This is a genomic window from Raoultella sp. (assembly GCF_039594335.1).
In the GTDB taxonomy this organism is placed as follows: domain Bacteria; phylum Pseudomonadota; class Gammaproteobacteria; order Enterobacterales; family Enterobacteriaceae; genus Klebsiella.
The window spans coordinates 17694-30538 of record NZ_JBCNNS010000046.1 but is presented as its reverse complement, the minus strand read 5'-3'; the positions used below and the strand labels follow the sequence as shown (position 1 = coordinate 30538).

Below are 12845 nucleotides of genomic sequence, written 5' to 3'. Positions count from 1 at the left end.
TTCGGCGGTACGGCTATCATCGGTTGCGGAATTGCGCTCGGGAACGTTCTGCTGCCGGGCCTGATCAAACGCGACTTCGCGCAGCACGTTGCCAGGATGACCGGTGCCTACTCGATCACCATGGGCGGAGCGGCCGCGCTGGGCTCTGCCTTGGTGGTGCCGCTGACGCTGGCGGGTTTCGGCTGGCACGGCGCACTCTTGATGTTGATGGTCTTTCCGCTGCTGGCGCTGCTGGCGTGGTTACCACAAACGCGTAAGAGCGCGGCTGCGCCGCTCACCGGTTCCGGCGCCATGCACAATCGCGGCATCTGGCGCTCCGCTCTCGCCTGGCAGGTCACGCTGTTCCTCGGCATCAACTCGCTGGTCTATTACGTGATTATCGGCTGGCTGCCGGCCATTTTGCAGAGCCTTGGCTACAGCGAAGCGCAGGCGGGCTCCCTGCATGGTTTGCTCCAGCTGGCCACCGCCGCCCCTGGTCTGGCGATTCCGCTGATTCTTCATCGCCTTAAAGACCAGCGCGCCATCGCGGTCGCTGTGGCACTGATGTGCGCCATCAGCGCCTGTGGACTGTGGTTCTGGCCGGGACAGGCGGTCATCTGGACGCTGATCTTTGGTTTCGGTTCGGGGGCGACCATGATTCTGGGGTTGACGTTTATCGGCCTGCGCGCGGACTCCGCGCACCAGGCAGCAGCCTTGTCGGGGATGGCGCAGACCATCGGATATCTGCTGGCCGCCTGCGGACCGCCACTGATGGGGAAAATTCATGATGCCAACGGCGACTGGCATATCCCGCTTATCGCCGTGGCGCTGATTTCAGTGGTGATGGCGCTGTTCGGCGCGCTGGCCGGACGCGACCGGGAGATAAACGGGTAACTATCCGGTAAGCCGCCATCCGATGGCGGCGATGCTTCCCTGCTCGCCCGCGCCTCCGGAACCGCATCGGCAATACCGCCTGAATCCCGCAGCATTAATCGGTGGTGAGATTATTGACTCGCAGCATGTAAAAACGCCTGCACCAGCGGTGAAGGACGCCCTTCAAGGGCATGACGTTCATGCTGGAACAAGGTCGCCACAAAAAACGGGTGCGTGATCAACTCCACCGCGCGAATCTCTCCCTCTTCATCCCAGCCAGTTACCCGCAGGTCCCCCTGCTCCAGTTCACGGGCAAAACTGTCGGCAATACCGTAGTTACAGTGGTAACCCTCTTCGATATTATCGCGACCGTACGCACGGGCAATCAGGGTATGAGCACGCAGTTCAATGGTGTCCGACTTTTCAACCAGCGAACAGCTTAACGGCACAATCACCATCCGTCCTTCGGTATCGGTTTCGGCATGTGCCGCATCCTGCCAGCCCATCACATTGCGTGCATATTCGATTATCGCGTGCTGAAAACCCCCACAGGTTCCCAGGAAAGGCACGCTGTTTTCGCGCGCGAAGCGAATGGCGGTAAATGCGCCTTCGGCATTTTCGTACGGACTGGCGGGGATGACCCAGATAGCATCATAATCCACCAGCACATCAGCATGGTGAATATCACGGGTTGCCAGCCAGGCATAGCGCACGGGCAGCTCCAGCACGGCGGCAGCGTCGTCGATAGCCAGGGGGATAGCTTTATGGGAAATCACGTCGGGATTGTAGTCGCCAACCAGGGCAATACGCAGCGGGGTGTTCATAGCAGGATCCTTATGTCAGAGCGATTTTCGGGCAACACAAGGAACCCCAGATTAGCGATCTCCTTCGCGGAACACAACCCCTGTTTTCACCGCGACCAGAACCCTTCACGCTTTCGAATAGCTTTGCGCGCGGGTAATTTCCACGTGCAGGCGCTATTGTATAGCGCAGAGGAATCATGATGGGACGCCTATGAAAAGCAAAATTTTGGTCAGCGCCTGCCTGATGGGGTTTCAGGTTCGCTATAATGGCCGCGAAAAAGCGCAGCTTGCCGACGCGCTAGCGCGCTGGCAGCGTGACGGTCGGCTGGTGATTCATTGCCCGGAGCTGGCCGCCGGGTTGCCAGTCCCCCGACTCCCGGCCGAAATCCTTCACGCCGAGGGCATGGATGTCATGCAAGACCGCGCGCGTATCATTGAAAGCGACGGTCAGGATGTCACCCCACACTATCAGTTGGCCGCATGGCTGGCGCTGCGCACGGCACAGGAAGCCGGTTGCGAGGCCGCGTTGTTAACCGACGGTAGCCCGACCTGTGGCAACCAGTTCATTTACGACGGAACGTTTAGCGGGCAGCGAAAGCCGGGTTCTGGCGTGGCGGCGGCGCTGTTGAGTGAACACGGAATTGCGGTTTTTTCCGACCGACAGCTTCCCCAACTCCTCGCCTGGATGCAACAGAAAGAGCCCAACGATGATCCACTGCAAACGCGTTTATGATCCGGTAGAACCCAGCGACGGTTACCGCGTCCTGGTTGACCGACTCTGGCCACGCGGTATGAAAAAAGAGGCTTTGCGCTACGATGAATGGTGCCAATCGCTCTCGCCGTCTTCGGCGCTACGTAAAGCGCTCCACGGCGAGGCGATTGATTTCGCCAGCTTCAGTCAACAGTATCGCGAAGAGCTCGCTGCCCGGCGTGACGAAGGATTGCGTCTCGCCACGCTGGCTCGTCGACAGCCACTAACCCTGCTGTATGCCGCCAAAGATACCCGACAAAACCACGCGCAGGTACTGGCTGACTGGCTGAAAAACCTGCCGGTTACGGCTTAGCGGGATGGTCCCGGCGCCATAGTGTCCATTCATCGATGGTTTCACCGCCGGGAAGTTTGCAATCCGTACGTACGCCTTGCGGCGTCTGGACCGGAACCAGGCTACCGCCTTTCTGAGTACAGTAAACGGAGGCCGGGTTGGCCATGCCGATAGACTGCGGTGGCGGCGGGGCAGCCTGTTGCTTCACGCATCCGGCGAGGGCCAGCGGCAGCATCATTATCATCCACTTCATTTCTGATCCTTCTTTGCACTGAGCACGTATTTGCCCTGACGTTTCATGGTTTCTCCATTTTAACTGCACTTTTGCCCCGTAGAGTAGTGCTTGTTCTCGAACTGACCAGAGAACAGCTCATTCCATAATCAATGAGTTTTCCCCGTCGCCCCCGACGGGGCTTTTTTCCCGCTGCGATCGCAGGTATTCCCTTAATTAATGTGTTAAATTTGTCGTATCTCTGTTTACTCTTCGTCGGTAGCCGTTTTGCAGTATAAATGACTGACGGCCCCACCCGCGATCGGGAGCCGTACATTCATGTCCGATTTTATTCTTGCACGCGTCTCGCAAACGCTCGCCAATGAACACTCCTTCGAAATGTTAGTCAGGCAATTGCTTGAAATGCTGGAGCTTGTGACCAGAATGGAGTCGACCTATCTGACTCGTATTGATTTTGCCGCGCAGCGCCAGCGGATTCTGTATGCGCATAACAGCAACGAAATGCAGATCCCGGAAGGGTTTTCAGTGCCGTGGGATGAGTCGCTTTGTAAGCGTGCCATCGACGAGAACTGCCTGTTCAGTAACGATGTCAATAACCGCTGGCAGTCATGCATTGCTGCTCAGGATCTCGGTATCATCACCTTCTTTAGCATCCCTGTGCGCCTCGCCGATGGCTCGCTGTACGGCACACTGTGTGCAACCAGCCGCCATAAACAGCCCTATAACCTGGAAGGCGAGCAGGTCATGGGGCTGTTTGCCAACTTAATTTCTCATTACGTTGAGAAAGAGACACTCGTTGATCGGCTCCGCGCCGCCAACGTGGCGCTGGAAATGCACTCCTGTACCGACGAGCTGACCGGTTTAGCCAATCGTCGGGCGCTGTTTAAGCATCTGACGTCAATGTTTCCCCGCGAGCGCGAACAGCAGCGGAACATTCTAATGATCTTTATCGACCTTGACGATTTTAAAGCGATAAACGACCGCTTCGGCCATCAATGCGGCGATAACTTTTTGATTCAAATTGGCGAACGCCTGAGTGCGCATATTCACCCGGGGGACCTGGTGGGGCGTCTCGGTGGTGATGAGTTTTTGGTTGTCGCCACCGGGCTGGACAGTATGCAGCAACAGGCCTTTGTAGCGACCCTGCGGGAGGCCCTATGTGGGGTTTACTTTCTTGGCGAGCACCGAATTAACTATCCCGGCGCCAGTTTTGGCGTCGCGGAGGTAGATCCGCAGGTTCAGGATGTCGAAAGTGCGCTGCGTGCTGCCGATGACGCCATGTATCAGGATAAAAAGTCCCGTCGGCGAGATTCCTTCCTGAATATTGATTAAAATCTGACGGCGATCTCCAGTATGATAGCGAAGTTTTCCGGTAAGCTGTTCGGATATCATGCAACAGCTTAATGGTTTTGTGGCAGGACAGGTCATATTTTTAGCTTCAGGGGTAACATCATGAGATTGGGTATTCTTTTCCCGGTGGCCATTTTTATCGTCGCCGTTATTTTTCTCGGTTGGTTTTTTGTCGGCGGCTACGCGGCTCCGGGCGGCGCGCAGTGAAAAAAAGCACCATTCTGATGATTATCATCGCGATCGTTGCCCTGGCCGGCGTTCAGTTCGGCTGGTGGTAGTGTCTGGGTGATTATTCGTCAGCGCGTTATTGCGGATTTATCCTATCCACTCAATAAGTTAACGCTTTACACTCACTTCACCAACCGATTCCGCACGCTCTTTGCCCGCGGACGGTGAGCAACGGAGAAGTGAGAAATGAAAAAACCGATCGTGTTACCGTTGATTCTTGCGCTATGCACGCTGTTATCGGGATGTATTGTTGACGACGGTTATCACCACAGGCACCACCACCATCATTATGATGGCCGCGGCTGGTGACAGAAGGGTTAAAGCAGGGCGAACGTGCGTTCGCCCCCATAGCCTTAGTCCTGACGGTCAGAACCTAAAAAGAAGAAGCCCAGCGGGATCGAAAACAGCAGCGTGAACACGATGCTGTACACGGTCACCATCGCCCCCTGCAGGAAAAACATCGATGTGCTCCATTCGGAGTACGGCATATTGTATTCGCTAACCACGCCACCAAATGTTGCACGGCCCACCACGGTAAGTGCAATGACAAACACAATCCCTATCGACAAGAAAAATTTCTTGCTGTTTTTGTTGCTGATGAGTTTTTGCAGAAGCATCCGGGTTCCCTTTTCTTCGACCGATAATCGGCGGTATATGTAACATTAATGCAATAAAAATTGAAGGGTTTTTGTTACAAGCCAGAGGATTCAGCTATCAGGCCGGAATCAATACCGGCCAGCGGTTTACGCTTGCAGGGTTGCCAGACGGGCAGCAAAACCGACAAACACCAGACCAATCAGACTGTTGCCAATTTTTGCCAGTTTCTTTCTGGTCTTCACGTAGCGCGTCACGAACGAACCGGACAGGATCAGGAAGCTCATGTACATAAAGCTAATCACCTCCAGCGTCAGCGCCAGAATAAAGAACGCCAGCCCGGGGGTCCTGGCATTAACGTCGATGAACTGCACGAAAAAAGAGACGTAGAAAAGAATAGCTTTGGGATTCGTCAGGCTAAGCGTCAGCGAGCGTTTCAGAATCGCGCTTCCCGGTTCAGCCCCGGTATCCGCGTGCCCTTCCCGCTGGGTCAGGACGGAATAGAGCATCTTGCCCCCCAGCCACAGCAGATAAATCGCCCCCAGATAGCGCACGATATTAAACAGTACCGGCGTGGTCTTAATCAGGGTCGCGACGCCGGCAAAGGCCAGCAGCATCAGCACCGCGTCGCCGATAAACACGCCAGCTGCCGCCAGATAGCCCTTTTTAACGCCGTGTGCGATACCGGTTTTCAGAACAAAAAAGGTATTAGGGCCGGGCACCAGAATGATAAAAATAGCCCCGACCAGATAGGTCAGATAATTCAACACACCAAACTCAGCGAACACGCTGCACTCCTTCGCTTTCAACTTAAAAACACGATCGCGCTCACGTTAACGCAACTGCCGCGATTTTGAAAGCGCTTACCGCGCTGCCTGGCTTAGTAGAGTGAGCCTTCGCCCAGCGGGCGGGTTTTAAAGCGCCGGTGGACCCATAGGTATTGCTCCGGCGCGCGCAGAATCTCTTTTTCAATCACCCGGTTGATGTAGCTGGCCGCATCCTGTTTATCTTCGCCAGGATAGTCGTTCAGCACATCGCTGATGTATAAGGTGTAACCTCGCCGGTCCATTTTACGTACCATGCTGATGCTCAGTATCTTCGCACTGGAGAGACGCGACAGAACGTAGGTACCGTTTGTTGTCGCCGCCTGAGGGACGGAGAAAAACGGTGCAAACACGCTGCCTTTCGGGCCATAGTCCTGATCCGGGGCGAACCATACCGCTTCGCCGGCTTTCAGCGCGTGCACCAGACCCGATAAATTACGGCGATCGATCATCGCTTTATTCGAACGCAGACGTCCGCGGGTTTGCACCCACTCCATCAGCGGGCTGTTGTGCGGGCGATAGGTCGCCATCATCGGCCGACACAGACCCATGGTACGGCCACCGAGCTCCAGCGACATAAAGTGCACGCCTACGACCATAACGCCCTGCCCGGCGCTTAACGCTTTGCTCAAATTCTCAAAGCCTTCAACGTCAAACCATTTTTTAACCCGTTCATCGCTCCAGAACCAGGCCATCCCGGTTTCAATAAGCCCCATACCCAGCGACATAAAATTCTGCTCAATCATCTTTTCACGCGCTTGCGGCGACATGTCCGGAAAACAGAGTTCAAGATTGCGTCGGGCAATATGCTCACGGCGTTTAAGGAAGCGGCGTGACGTCTTTCCTGCGCTGGTGCCGATGATATGTAACAGAGGATAAGGTAATTGAACAATTAACCAGAGGATGGCCAGACCAAACCAGGTCCCCCAGTTGCGAGGGTGCAGAAGACTTTTATTAAAAGCACAAGACATGATTTTTCCTGTAAACGTCTATCAATGAGTAACGCTTAAGGAAAAAACGAAGTCCCTTCATCAGTCGTTAGGCGGTACGTATAGCAGCTATGACAATAGTAATCCTGCTAAATTCCCTCCGGCAAGTAAAAAAAATCTCCAGGCTGAAAAAAGCATAATACCCTCACAGTTGTAACAGAATGTAAAATAAAAAAGAAGTTATCATTACAAATATTTACTGCGATACCCTTTTCTCGCTAATTATTTCGATCCTCTGATTGCATATTATTAAATCAACTTGTACCTTTCCGCGCCATATTGCTTCGCAACCCGCGCCACCCGTGGCCAGCGACCTCTTGCCCACGCTGTATTCTCGCCCGCGACGGAGCAGGGGTAAAAGTAGAAACATTGCTAAAGGAGCCGTGCTAACCCATATAACCGTTCTCCATCCTTCAGAGCCAGGACCTATAAATAGCATGTAAATTATCTTTTCATTCCTCTTTTATATATAAAATAAGAATCAGCTTATTTTATAATAAGCTGCTGGGTGTCTGGCGCTTTCGACAAATAAATCGCAAATTATTCGTTTATAACGATCAATAATCATTTTTTATCCCACATATTCTCTGATAACCCGCTCGTGAAGCAGATCCGCAGCCCGAAACCGTAAAATCGACAACCTTTGATAATCGCCACCGTCAGTTATTGACATTATTATTTGCACTGCTCATTTTTCGCTCGCCCATTCCAGTTGTAATGACAACCATTCTCATATTAACATGTCGCTAACGATAACCTGTTTTGAAGCCGATCATGTTTCAGCTTTCCGCCGCCACACCACCCGCGCTCGCATCTCGGTATCAAGTCCGTTACGGCGGGCTGACACGCTGGTTAAGCGTTAAGCTACAATCCCCCTTTGACGCCGGTGATGTGACTCAGGATATTTATCTGCGCGTCATGGACTGTGAATCTCTCACTGCTATCCGCGATCCTAAATCCTTCCTGTGCGCCGTCGCAGACCAGTGATGCTCGATCTGTTTCGCCCTATCGCGCTGGTACGTGGTATTAAGCGAGGATCGCGCCACCCCGCAGCAGGAGACCCGCTGGCAACCGTGGTATAAAACCGCGCTTACCACTGGACGTGGCAGTAGGTCAAAACCTGGGCCAGCGGATGGGACAACGTCCCGGCCCCTTGGTAACGGACGCTCAATATCGACAGCGCCGCCGAGCTGTACTTTGATGACCGCCTGCGCCAGGTATGCCTGCGCTACAGCGAAATTGGCATTCCTCGCCATGACCTTCAGCGGCGACTCGCGAGCGCTCATTACACCATCACGCGTTCTGTTCTAAAATTCGTTTTGCTGATGCTCGAAATAGACAGGCATCATCCCGGCAGCGAGTTAAAGCAAGCGCTTCACGACAATGTATTTTCTTTTTATGAACAAAATGATTAACTGGCACCTGTTAAGACTTTTTTCATGCTGTTATGCACCGTTGTCGCCACGCATTACGGGATTGAGTATTGCTATAAATGAAATTAATTCAGGATTTACTTACCGATCATTTTGCCATGTACTGGCGTCTCTCCCCCCGGCAGGCGTTATCTGGACACAGACGACCAGAACGAGCCGATATTATCCCGAACACGCGAATGGAGAAAAACGATGCGTCTCGCCTTAAAATCAGCATTGATGCTAACCACGCGCGTTATACAGATAATCAATCCGGAACTTCAGTTGCATATGCAACGCACGGCGTTAATTGCTCTGGAACTCTCGCTAGCCCTCAAGTTGCCGCGTGCGCAGCAGCAGACCATATTTTGTGCCGCGCTACTTCACGATATTGGCGTGCTCGGCGATAAGCGCACCGTCACTTCGCTGAATGACATTGATCATATCGAAGATCCCCACCAGCATCGGGGCGCTGAGATGCTCGACGGCTTACCCACCTTCGCGCCGGTGTTGCCTGTCATTCGCCACCACCACTTTAACCCGACGCATACAGGCAACCTCGAAGAGCATATCGTTTTTTTTGCCGATGCTTTTGAACGTCTGCTCTCGAGTGAAAATGTCACCATAGATCATCACCCCAACATGATCATCGACACCTTTCGCATCAGATATCATGAGATCGATCCGCTCCTCTGTGACAGCGTTTGCCAGCTCGCGCAAAAAGAGCATTTCTGGCAGCATCTTCACCCTGGACACATCCAGAGGATGCTGGAAATCATCGGCCCGATAAACGAGCTGTACATCGATATCGACGGACTGAAAGATATTTGTTTATTAATTGCCAAAATTGTTGATACCTACAGCAGTTTCACCGCCAGCCACAGTATTATGGTCGGCGAAATATCCTACCTGCTGGCAACCTATATGCATCTGCCGCAAGAAGAGTGTAAAAAAATTGAGATTGCCGGCTATTTGCACGATATTGGTAAAATTAATATCCCACTGAATATCCTGGAAAAGCAAAGCGGACTCACCCCAGATGAACTGCGCCATGTGCGAGAGCATAGTTATATGACCGGTGAAATTCTCAGTGCCTTTAGTGAGCTGGGTGAAATCATTAACTGGGCGGCGAACCACCATGAAAAACTCGATGGCAGCGGTTATCCGCTGCATCTGAATCAGGATCATCTGCAACTCCCTGACCGTATTATCGCCATTGCCGATATTTTTACCGCCCTGACCGAAGATCGTCCCTATCGTGTCGCCATGTGTTATCAGGATGCATTACAGCTGATAGAGAACGATGTTATAAATGGCGCGCTGGATAAAGATGTTTTTTGTACGTTATGCCAGCATGCCGACACGCTACATAGCACCATTATTCGCAAAACACGCAATTAACCCTCTCCGCAAGTGGGGAGAAGCGGGTTCTATAATTAGACATAACGTCATTTGTTCATCTGCACGCAAGGAAAATTCGGGTGAGAATCGCCACCATGACCAACTGGGCCTACGGGATCACCGTTTGCCTGACCATCACTTCCGGTATTGCCATGCTGATGGCGTCCAGCGCGGAGACGGCCGAACGCCGGGCCGTACAACAGCGGCAGATCTTCGATCAATTAAGCGAATCGGTTGAAACCGAGAGCTGGGAATTATCCGACCTCGCTCGCGCTTACGTCATTAACAAAAATCCGGATGTGTTACAGGAGTACCGCCAGCAGGCCCGTTCGATGAGGACGATAGATAACCGGTTGGAAAAGTTGAAAGATCAGGGAGCGACCGCCCAGGAGCTACAGTTGCTGCGCGAGGGGCTACAGATAGCGGATGAGCTGCAGGATGAACAGCAGGCCGCGCTTGCCAGTATTGAACGTGGTGCAGACACCGAGGCGATTGCCCTGCTCTATGGCAAGCCTTATGAACAGGAGCTGGACCGGGTGCAGACCCAGCTCGATCACTTCCGCCTGATGCTGGAAGGCCGGGCTGCCAACGCCATTGTGCAAGCCACGCAAAAATCGCACACCTGGCGTACATTATCCGAAATAATGGTCGCGCTGACGGCGTTAATGTTCCTGTTTGTCCTCGGGTTTATCCTTCAACGGCGAGTATTGTACCCGGTTGTTCGTTTAAGCGATGTGGTACAACGTCTTGCCTCACAGGATTATGCCGTTGAAGCCCCCCGGTTCACGCAGATCGATGAAATTGGCGATATGGCCCAGGCGATCCGTATTTTCCGCGAAAATGGCCTGGCGCGTCAGCGTCTTGAGCAAGAGCGGGATGCTGACTGGGCGATTCGAGAACTGTTGGCACGCATGACGCAGCGTCTGCAAGGCTGCGAATCGTTTGAGGATGTTATTAAGGTCGCCGAGCTCTTCGCTCCGAATATCGCCCCCGCGATTCCCGGGCGTCTGTATATTCTCGAAACCAGTCCCTGGCAGTTGCGCTGTGTAGCGCACTGGCTCTCGCCGCCGGATGAACCCGAGGCCTTTTATCCTGACAACTGCTGGGCCGTACGTCGTGGGTTAAGCCATCCGCCGGTCAATGGTGAGCCTGACATCGCCTGTTCGCACCTGCCAGACTCCTGTGCTCATCAATCGCTTTGCGTGCCGCTGGTTGCGCAAGGGGAAGCGATCGGCCTGCTCTCCTTCAGAAATGTCACCTCCGCCACCGCCCCTTTACGCGCCTATCTGGAACTGATGGCCGAAGCACTGGGTCTGGCGCTGGCAAACCAGCGTCTGCGCAGCGCGCTGCTGGAGAAAGCGCTGTTCGATTCGCTCACCGGGCTGCGTAACCGTCATCATCTGGACGATGCCCTGCATACGCAAATCAAACTCGCGGTGCAAAACCAGGCGCCGCTGAGCTGTCTGATGATCGATATCGATCACTTCAAAACGATTAACGATCGGTATGGTCATGAAGCCGGCGATCTGGTGATCAAGAACGTGGCGGCGATTATCCAACGCGCGGTACGCGACAGAGGTATGGCTTTTCGCTACGGTGGCGAGGAGTTTCTGGTGCTCCTTGCTGGCACCAGTGAAGAGTTGGCCCAGGACTGCGCACAGGAGATTTACGACAATGTGCGCAGCCTGACCCTGCGCGACGGGCTCAACGATATTGGCCAGGTGGATGTCTCGATCGGTATTGCCAGTTTTCCGCAGCATACCCAGAGCGACAGCCTGCTGCGTGCCGCAGATGCCGCACTTTACCGGGCCAAAGAGCAGGGGCGCTCCAGAATTGTCAGTTTCGGGATGCTGAAATCCGGCTAAAGACCATAGGGGGATAAACTTGCCGCTTATCCCCTCAACAGCAGATGGGTGGCTATCCCCCATTTCACCAGCGATAACCGGCCTTCAGCACACGCGAGGATCGAGTAGCTACCATTCTGATGCGCATAGCGGGGAAAGTTTTCCGGGCCATGGCCGTCAAGTATGGAGATAACCGCCTGAATGACCTGTCCATGAGAAACCACGCACACGCAGCGGTCACATGTCTCAGTGACCTCAAGCAGCGCGGCTAGTGTTCTGCCCGCGGCATCGGCCAGCGACTCACCAAGCGGTGGCGTCACACTCGGATCGCCGGAGTAGATCCTGTCGAACAACCTTCGCCGATCGTCATCAAGCTGTGAGTAGACCGTGCCCTCTAATGGTCCCAAACCCCGTTCAATAAGCCGCTCATCAAAGTGGATCGGACAGGCAAAATGGGCAGCGATCGGCGTGGCCGCCGCGACGGCGCGACCTGAAGGAGAAGAGATCACCCGCTCAATCTTCTCCTCGTCAAGCGCGCGGATCAGCGCCGCAATTTGTCTATGCCCGCGCGCGGTCACCGGGCTATCAAGGTGCCCCTGCAGGCGGTTAATGCAATTCCATTCGGTTTCACCGTGTCTTACGAGCAATATCTTCATTGACAGCATCGGGTTACGAGTTATCGGGCAACATTACCATCCGCAGAGAATAAAAAGAAAGCGATCCCGACCCAGCAGACCCCTGAGGCACGTTGCGTTAACGCCCAGACCACCGACAGCGTTTCACCCTGGACATTTCTCGCGTTCGGGTCGCAGCAGCGTGGATGGCAGCAAAAATGAAATAAGGATGATATGATCTGCGGCAAATAATGCCAGCGTTAACCTGAGGGCCTACTGAATGAATAATGAAATACCGCTAAAATATTATGACATCGCCGATGAGTACGCGACGGAATGCGCCAAGCCGGTCAGTGAATCTGAACGCGATCCTCTGGCGCACTATTTTCAGCTGCTGCTCACTCGTCTGATGAACAATGAGGAGATCAGCGAAGAGGCCCAGGCAGAAATGGCGCATGAAGCCGGTCTCCACCCGGATCGTATCGATGAAATCGCGATGTTCCTGAATCAATGGGGCAATGAGTAGTTCCGCCAGGCTCTTTGACCCGGATAAACAGGCGTGTTGTTACGCTGCTGCACGCCATTCCCCCTCGCATAGCCAAAATTTATCGTCCAGACTGAAACCAAAGGCGTGGTCTGCGCAGGCATTGTGCATTACA

The 12845-nt window shown here is 53.7% G+C and carries 15 protein-coding genes and 1 pseudogene; 10 read left to right on the top strand and 6 right to left on the bottom strand.

What is annotated here, in order from left to right:
• The coding region (locus ACZAHD_RS10565) for an MFS transporter (RefSeq protein WP_462456724.1) at window positions 1-873 on the top strand (873 nt) is incomplete at its 5' end.
• 110 nt (window positions 874-983) lie between these two features.
• Here the strand turns inward: ACZAHD_RS10565 and ACZAHD_RS10560 are convergent.
• Window positions 984-1676 carry a CTP synthase C-terminal region-related (seleno)protein gene (locus ACZAHD_RS10560; protein WP_462456723.1) on the bottom strand — a complete coding sequence of 231 codons (693 nt, stop codon included), beginning with the start codon at window positions 1674-1676 and terminating at the stop codon, window positions 984-986.
• Window positions 1677-1866: 190 nt separating this feature from the next.
• Between ACZAHD_RS10560 and ACZAHD_RS10555 the strand changes: the two genes are divergently transcribed.
• Window positions 1867-2388 (top strand): 2-thiouracil desulfurase family protein, encoded by a 522-nt coding sequence (locus ACZAHD_RS10555; RefSeq protein WP_462456722.1) that lies wholly within the window; start codon window positions 1867-1869, stop codon window positions 2386-2388.
• Complete coding sequence (locus tag ACZAHD_RS10550; RefSeq protein ID WP_462456721.1) at window positions 2363-2719, top strand: DUF488 domain-containing protein; 357 nt, start codon at window positions 2363-2365, stop codon at window positions 2717-2719. Before ACZAHD_RS10555 ends, ACZAHD_RS10550 begins: the two co-directional genes overlap by 26 nt.
• Here ACZAHD_RS10550 and ACZAHD_RS10545 read toward each other — a convergent pair.
• Entirely contained in the window at window positions 2709-2951 is a 243-nt protein-coding gene (locus ACZAHD_RS10545) for a putative hemolysin (RefSeq protein ID WP_462456720.1), read from the bottom strand. The genes ACZAHD_RS10550 and ACZAHD_RS10545 overlap by 11 nt on opposite strands.
• 297 nt (window positions 2952-3248) lie before the next feature.
• Here ACZAHD_RS10545 and ACZAHD_RS10540 point away from each other — a divergent pair, with 297 nt between their 5' ends.
• From ACZAHD_RS10540 to ACZAHD_RS10530, 3 genes are all read left to right on the top strand, one after another.
• A complete protein-coding gene (locus tag ACZAHD_RS10540) occupies window positions 3249-4262 on the top strand; it encodes a sensor domain-containing diguanylate cyclase (protein WP_462456719.1) in 1014 nt (337 codons plus the stop codon).
• A 120-nt stretch (window positions 4263-4382) separates the two neighbouring features.
• Window positions 4383-4487: a YoaK family small membrane protein gene (locus ACZAHD_RS10535; protein WP_462456718.1), complete on the top strand. Its 105-nt coding sequence runs from the start codon at window positions 4383-4385 to the stop codon at window positions 4485-4487.
• Between the two features lie 207 nt (window positions 4488-4694).
• Window positions 4695-4817 (top strand): hypothetical protein, encoded by a 123-nt coding sequence (locus tag ACZAHD_RS10530; RefSeq protein ID WP_100684930.1) that lies wholly within the window; start codon window positions 4695-4697, stop codon window positions 4815-4817.
• A gap of 44 nt (window positions 4818-4861) precedes the next feature.
• Here ACZAHD_RS10530 and ACZAHD_RS10525 read toward each other — a convergent pair whose 3' ends face one another.
• From ACZAHD_RS10525 to lpxP, 3 genes are all read right to left on the bottom strand, one after another.
• Window positions 4862-5125, bottom strand: coding sequence for a DUF2534 family protein (locus ACZAHD_RS10525; RefSeq protein WP_462456717.1), 264 nt, complete (start codon window positions 5123-5125; stop codon window positions 4862-4864).
• Window positions 5126-5251: 126 nt separating this feature from the next.
• On the bottom strand, window positions 5252-5890 hold the full coding sequence (gene leuE, locus ACZAHD_RS10520) for a leucine efflux protein LeuE (protein ID WP_462456716.1): 639 nt from the start codon (window positions 5888-5890) through the stop codon (window positions 5252-5254).
• A gap of 92 nt (window positions 5891-5982) precedes the next feature.
• The gene (lpxP, locus tag ACZAHD_RS10515) at window positions 5983-6897 is read right to left on the bottom strand and encodes a kdo(2)-lipid IV(A) palmitoleoyltransferase (protein ID WP_462456715.1); all 915 of its coding nucleotides are present in this window, start codon (window positions 6895-6897) and stop codon (window positions 5983-5985) included.
• A gap of 792 nt (window positions 6898-7689) precedes the next feature.
• Between lpxP and ACZAHD_RS10510 the strand changes: the two are divergent.
• The 3 genes and pseudogenes from ACZAHD_RS10510 to ACZAHD_RS10500 all read left to right on the top strand — a co-directional run.
• Window positions 7690-7931, top strand: a pseudogene (locus ACZAHD_RS10510) (RNA polymerase subunit sigma); the annotation flags it as partial.
• 609 nt (window positions 7932-8540) lie between these two features.
• Window positions 8541-9728: an HD-GYP domain-containing protein gene (locus tag ACZAHD_RS10505; protein WP_462456714.1), complete on the top strand. Its 1188-nt coding sequence runs from the start codon at window positions 8541-8543 to the stop codon at window positions 9726-9728.
• Between the two features lie 80 nt (window positions 9729-9808).
• Entirely contained in the window at window positions 9809-11593 is a 1785-nt protein-coding gene (locus ACZAHD_RS10500) for a diguanylate cyclase (RefSeq protein WP_462456713.1), read from the top strand.
• 26 nt (window positions 11594-11619) lie between these two features.
• Here the strand turns inward: ACZAHD_RS10500 and ACZAHD_RS10495 are convergent, their stop codons facing one another.
• Window positions 11620-12228: a histidine phosphatase family protein gene (locus ACZAHD_RS10495; protein ID WP_462456712.1), complete on the bottom strand. Its 609-nt coding sequence runs from the start codon at window positions 12226-12228 to the stop codon at window positions 11620-11622.
• 238 nt (window positions 12229-12466) lie between these two features.
• Here ACZAHD_RS10495 and ACZAHD_RS10490 point away from each other — a divergent pair, with 238 nt between their 5' ends.
• Complete coding sequence (locus ACZAHD_RS10490; protein ID WP_462456711.1) at window positions 12467-12712, top strand: YmjA family protein; 246 nt, start codon at window positions 12467-12469, stop codon at window positions 12710-12712.
• Window positions 12713-12845: the final 133 nt, after the last annotated feature.

Bases quoted from the DNA above. Each gene is read 5' to 3' on its own strand.
- ACZAHD_RS10560 (WP_462456723.1), bottom strand. From the start codon at position 1,676: ATGAACACCCCGCTGCGTATTGCCCTGGTTGGCGACTACAATCCCGAC.
- ACZAHD_RS10555 (WP_462456722.1), top strand. From the start codon at position 1,867: ATGAAAAGCAAAATTTTGGTCAGCGCCTGCCTGATGGGGTTTCAGGTT.
- ACZAHD_RS10550 (WP_462456721.1), top strand. From the start codon at position 2,363: ATGATCCACTGCAAACGCGTTTATGATCCGGTAGAACCCAGCGACGGT.
- ACZAHD_RS10545 (WP_462456720.1), bottom strand. From the start codon at position 2,951: ATGAAGTGGATGATAATGATGCTGCCGCTGGCCCTCGCCGGATGCGTG.
- ACZAHD_RS10540 (WP_462456719.1), top strand. From the start codon at position 3,249: ATGTCCGATTTTATTCTTGCACGCGTCTCGCAAACGCTCGCCAATGAA.
- ACZAHD_RS10535 (WP_462456718.1), top strand. From the start codon at position 4,383: ATGAGATTGGGTATTCTTTTCCCGGTGGCCATTTTTATCGTCGCCGTT.
- ACZAHD_RS10530 (WP_100684930.1), top strand. From the start codon at position 4,695: ATGAAAAAACCGATCGTGTTACCGTTGATTCTTGCGCTATGCACGCTG.
- ACZAHD_RS10525 (WP_462456717.1), bottom strand. From the start codon at position 5,125: ATGCTTCTGCAAAAACTCATCAGCAACAAAAACAGCAAGAAATTTTTC.
- lpxP (WP_462456715.1), bottom strand. From the start codon at position 6,897: ATGTCTTGTGCTTTTAATAAAAGTCTTCTGCACCCTCGCAACTGGGGG.
- ACZAHD_RS10505 (WP_462456714.1), top strand. From the start codon at position 8,541: ATGCGTCTCGCCTTAAAATCAGCATTGATGCTAACCACGCGCGTTATA.
- ACZAHD_RS10495 (WP_462456712.1), bottom strand. From the start codon at position 12,228: ATGAAGATATTGCTCGTAAGACACGGTGAAACCGAATGGAATTGCATT.
- ACZAHD_RS10490 (WP_462456711.1), top strand. From the start codon at position 12,467: ATGAATAATGAAATACCGCTAAAATATTATGACATCGCCGATGAGTAC.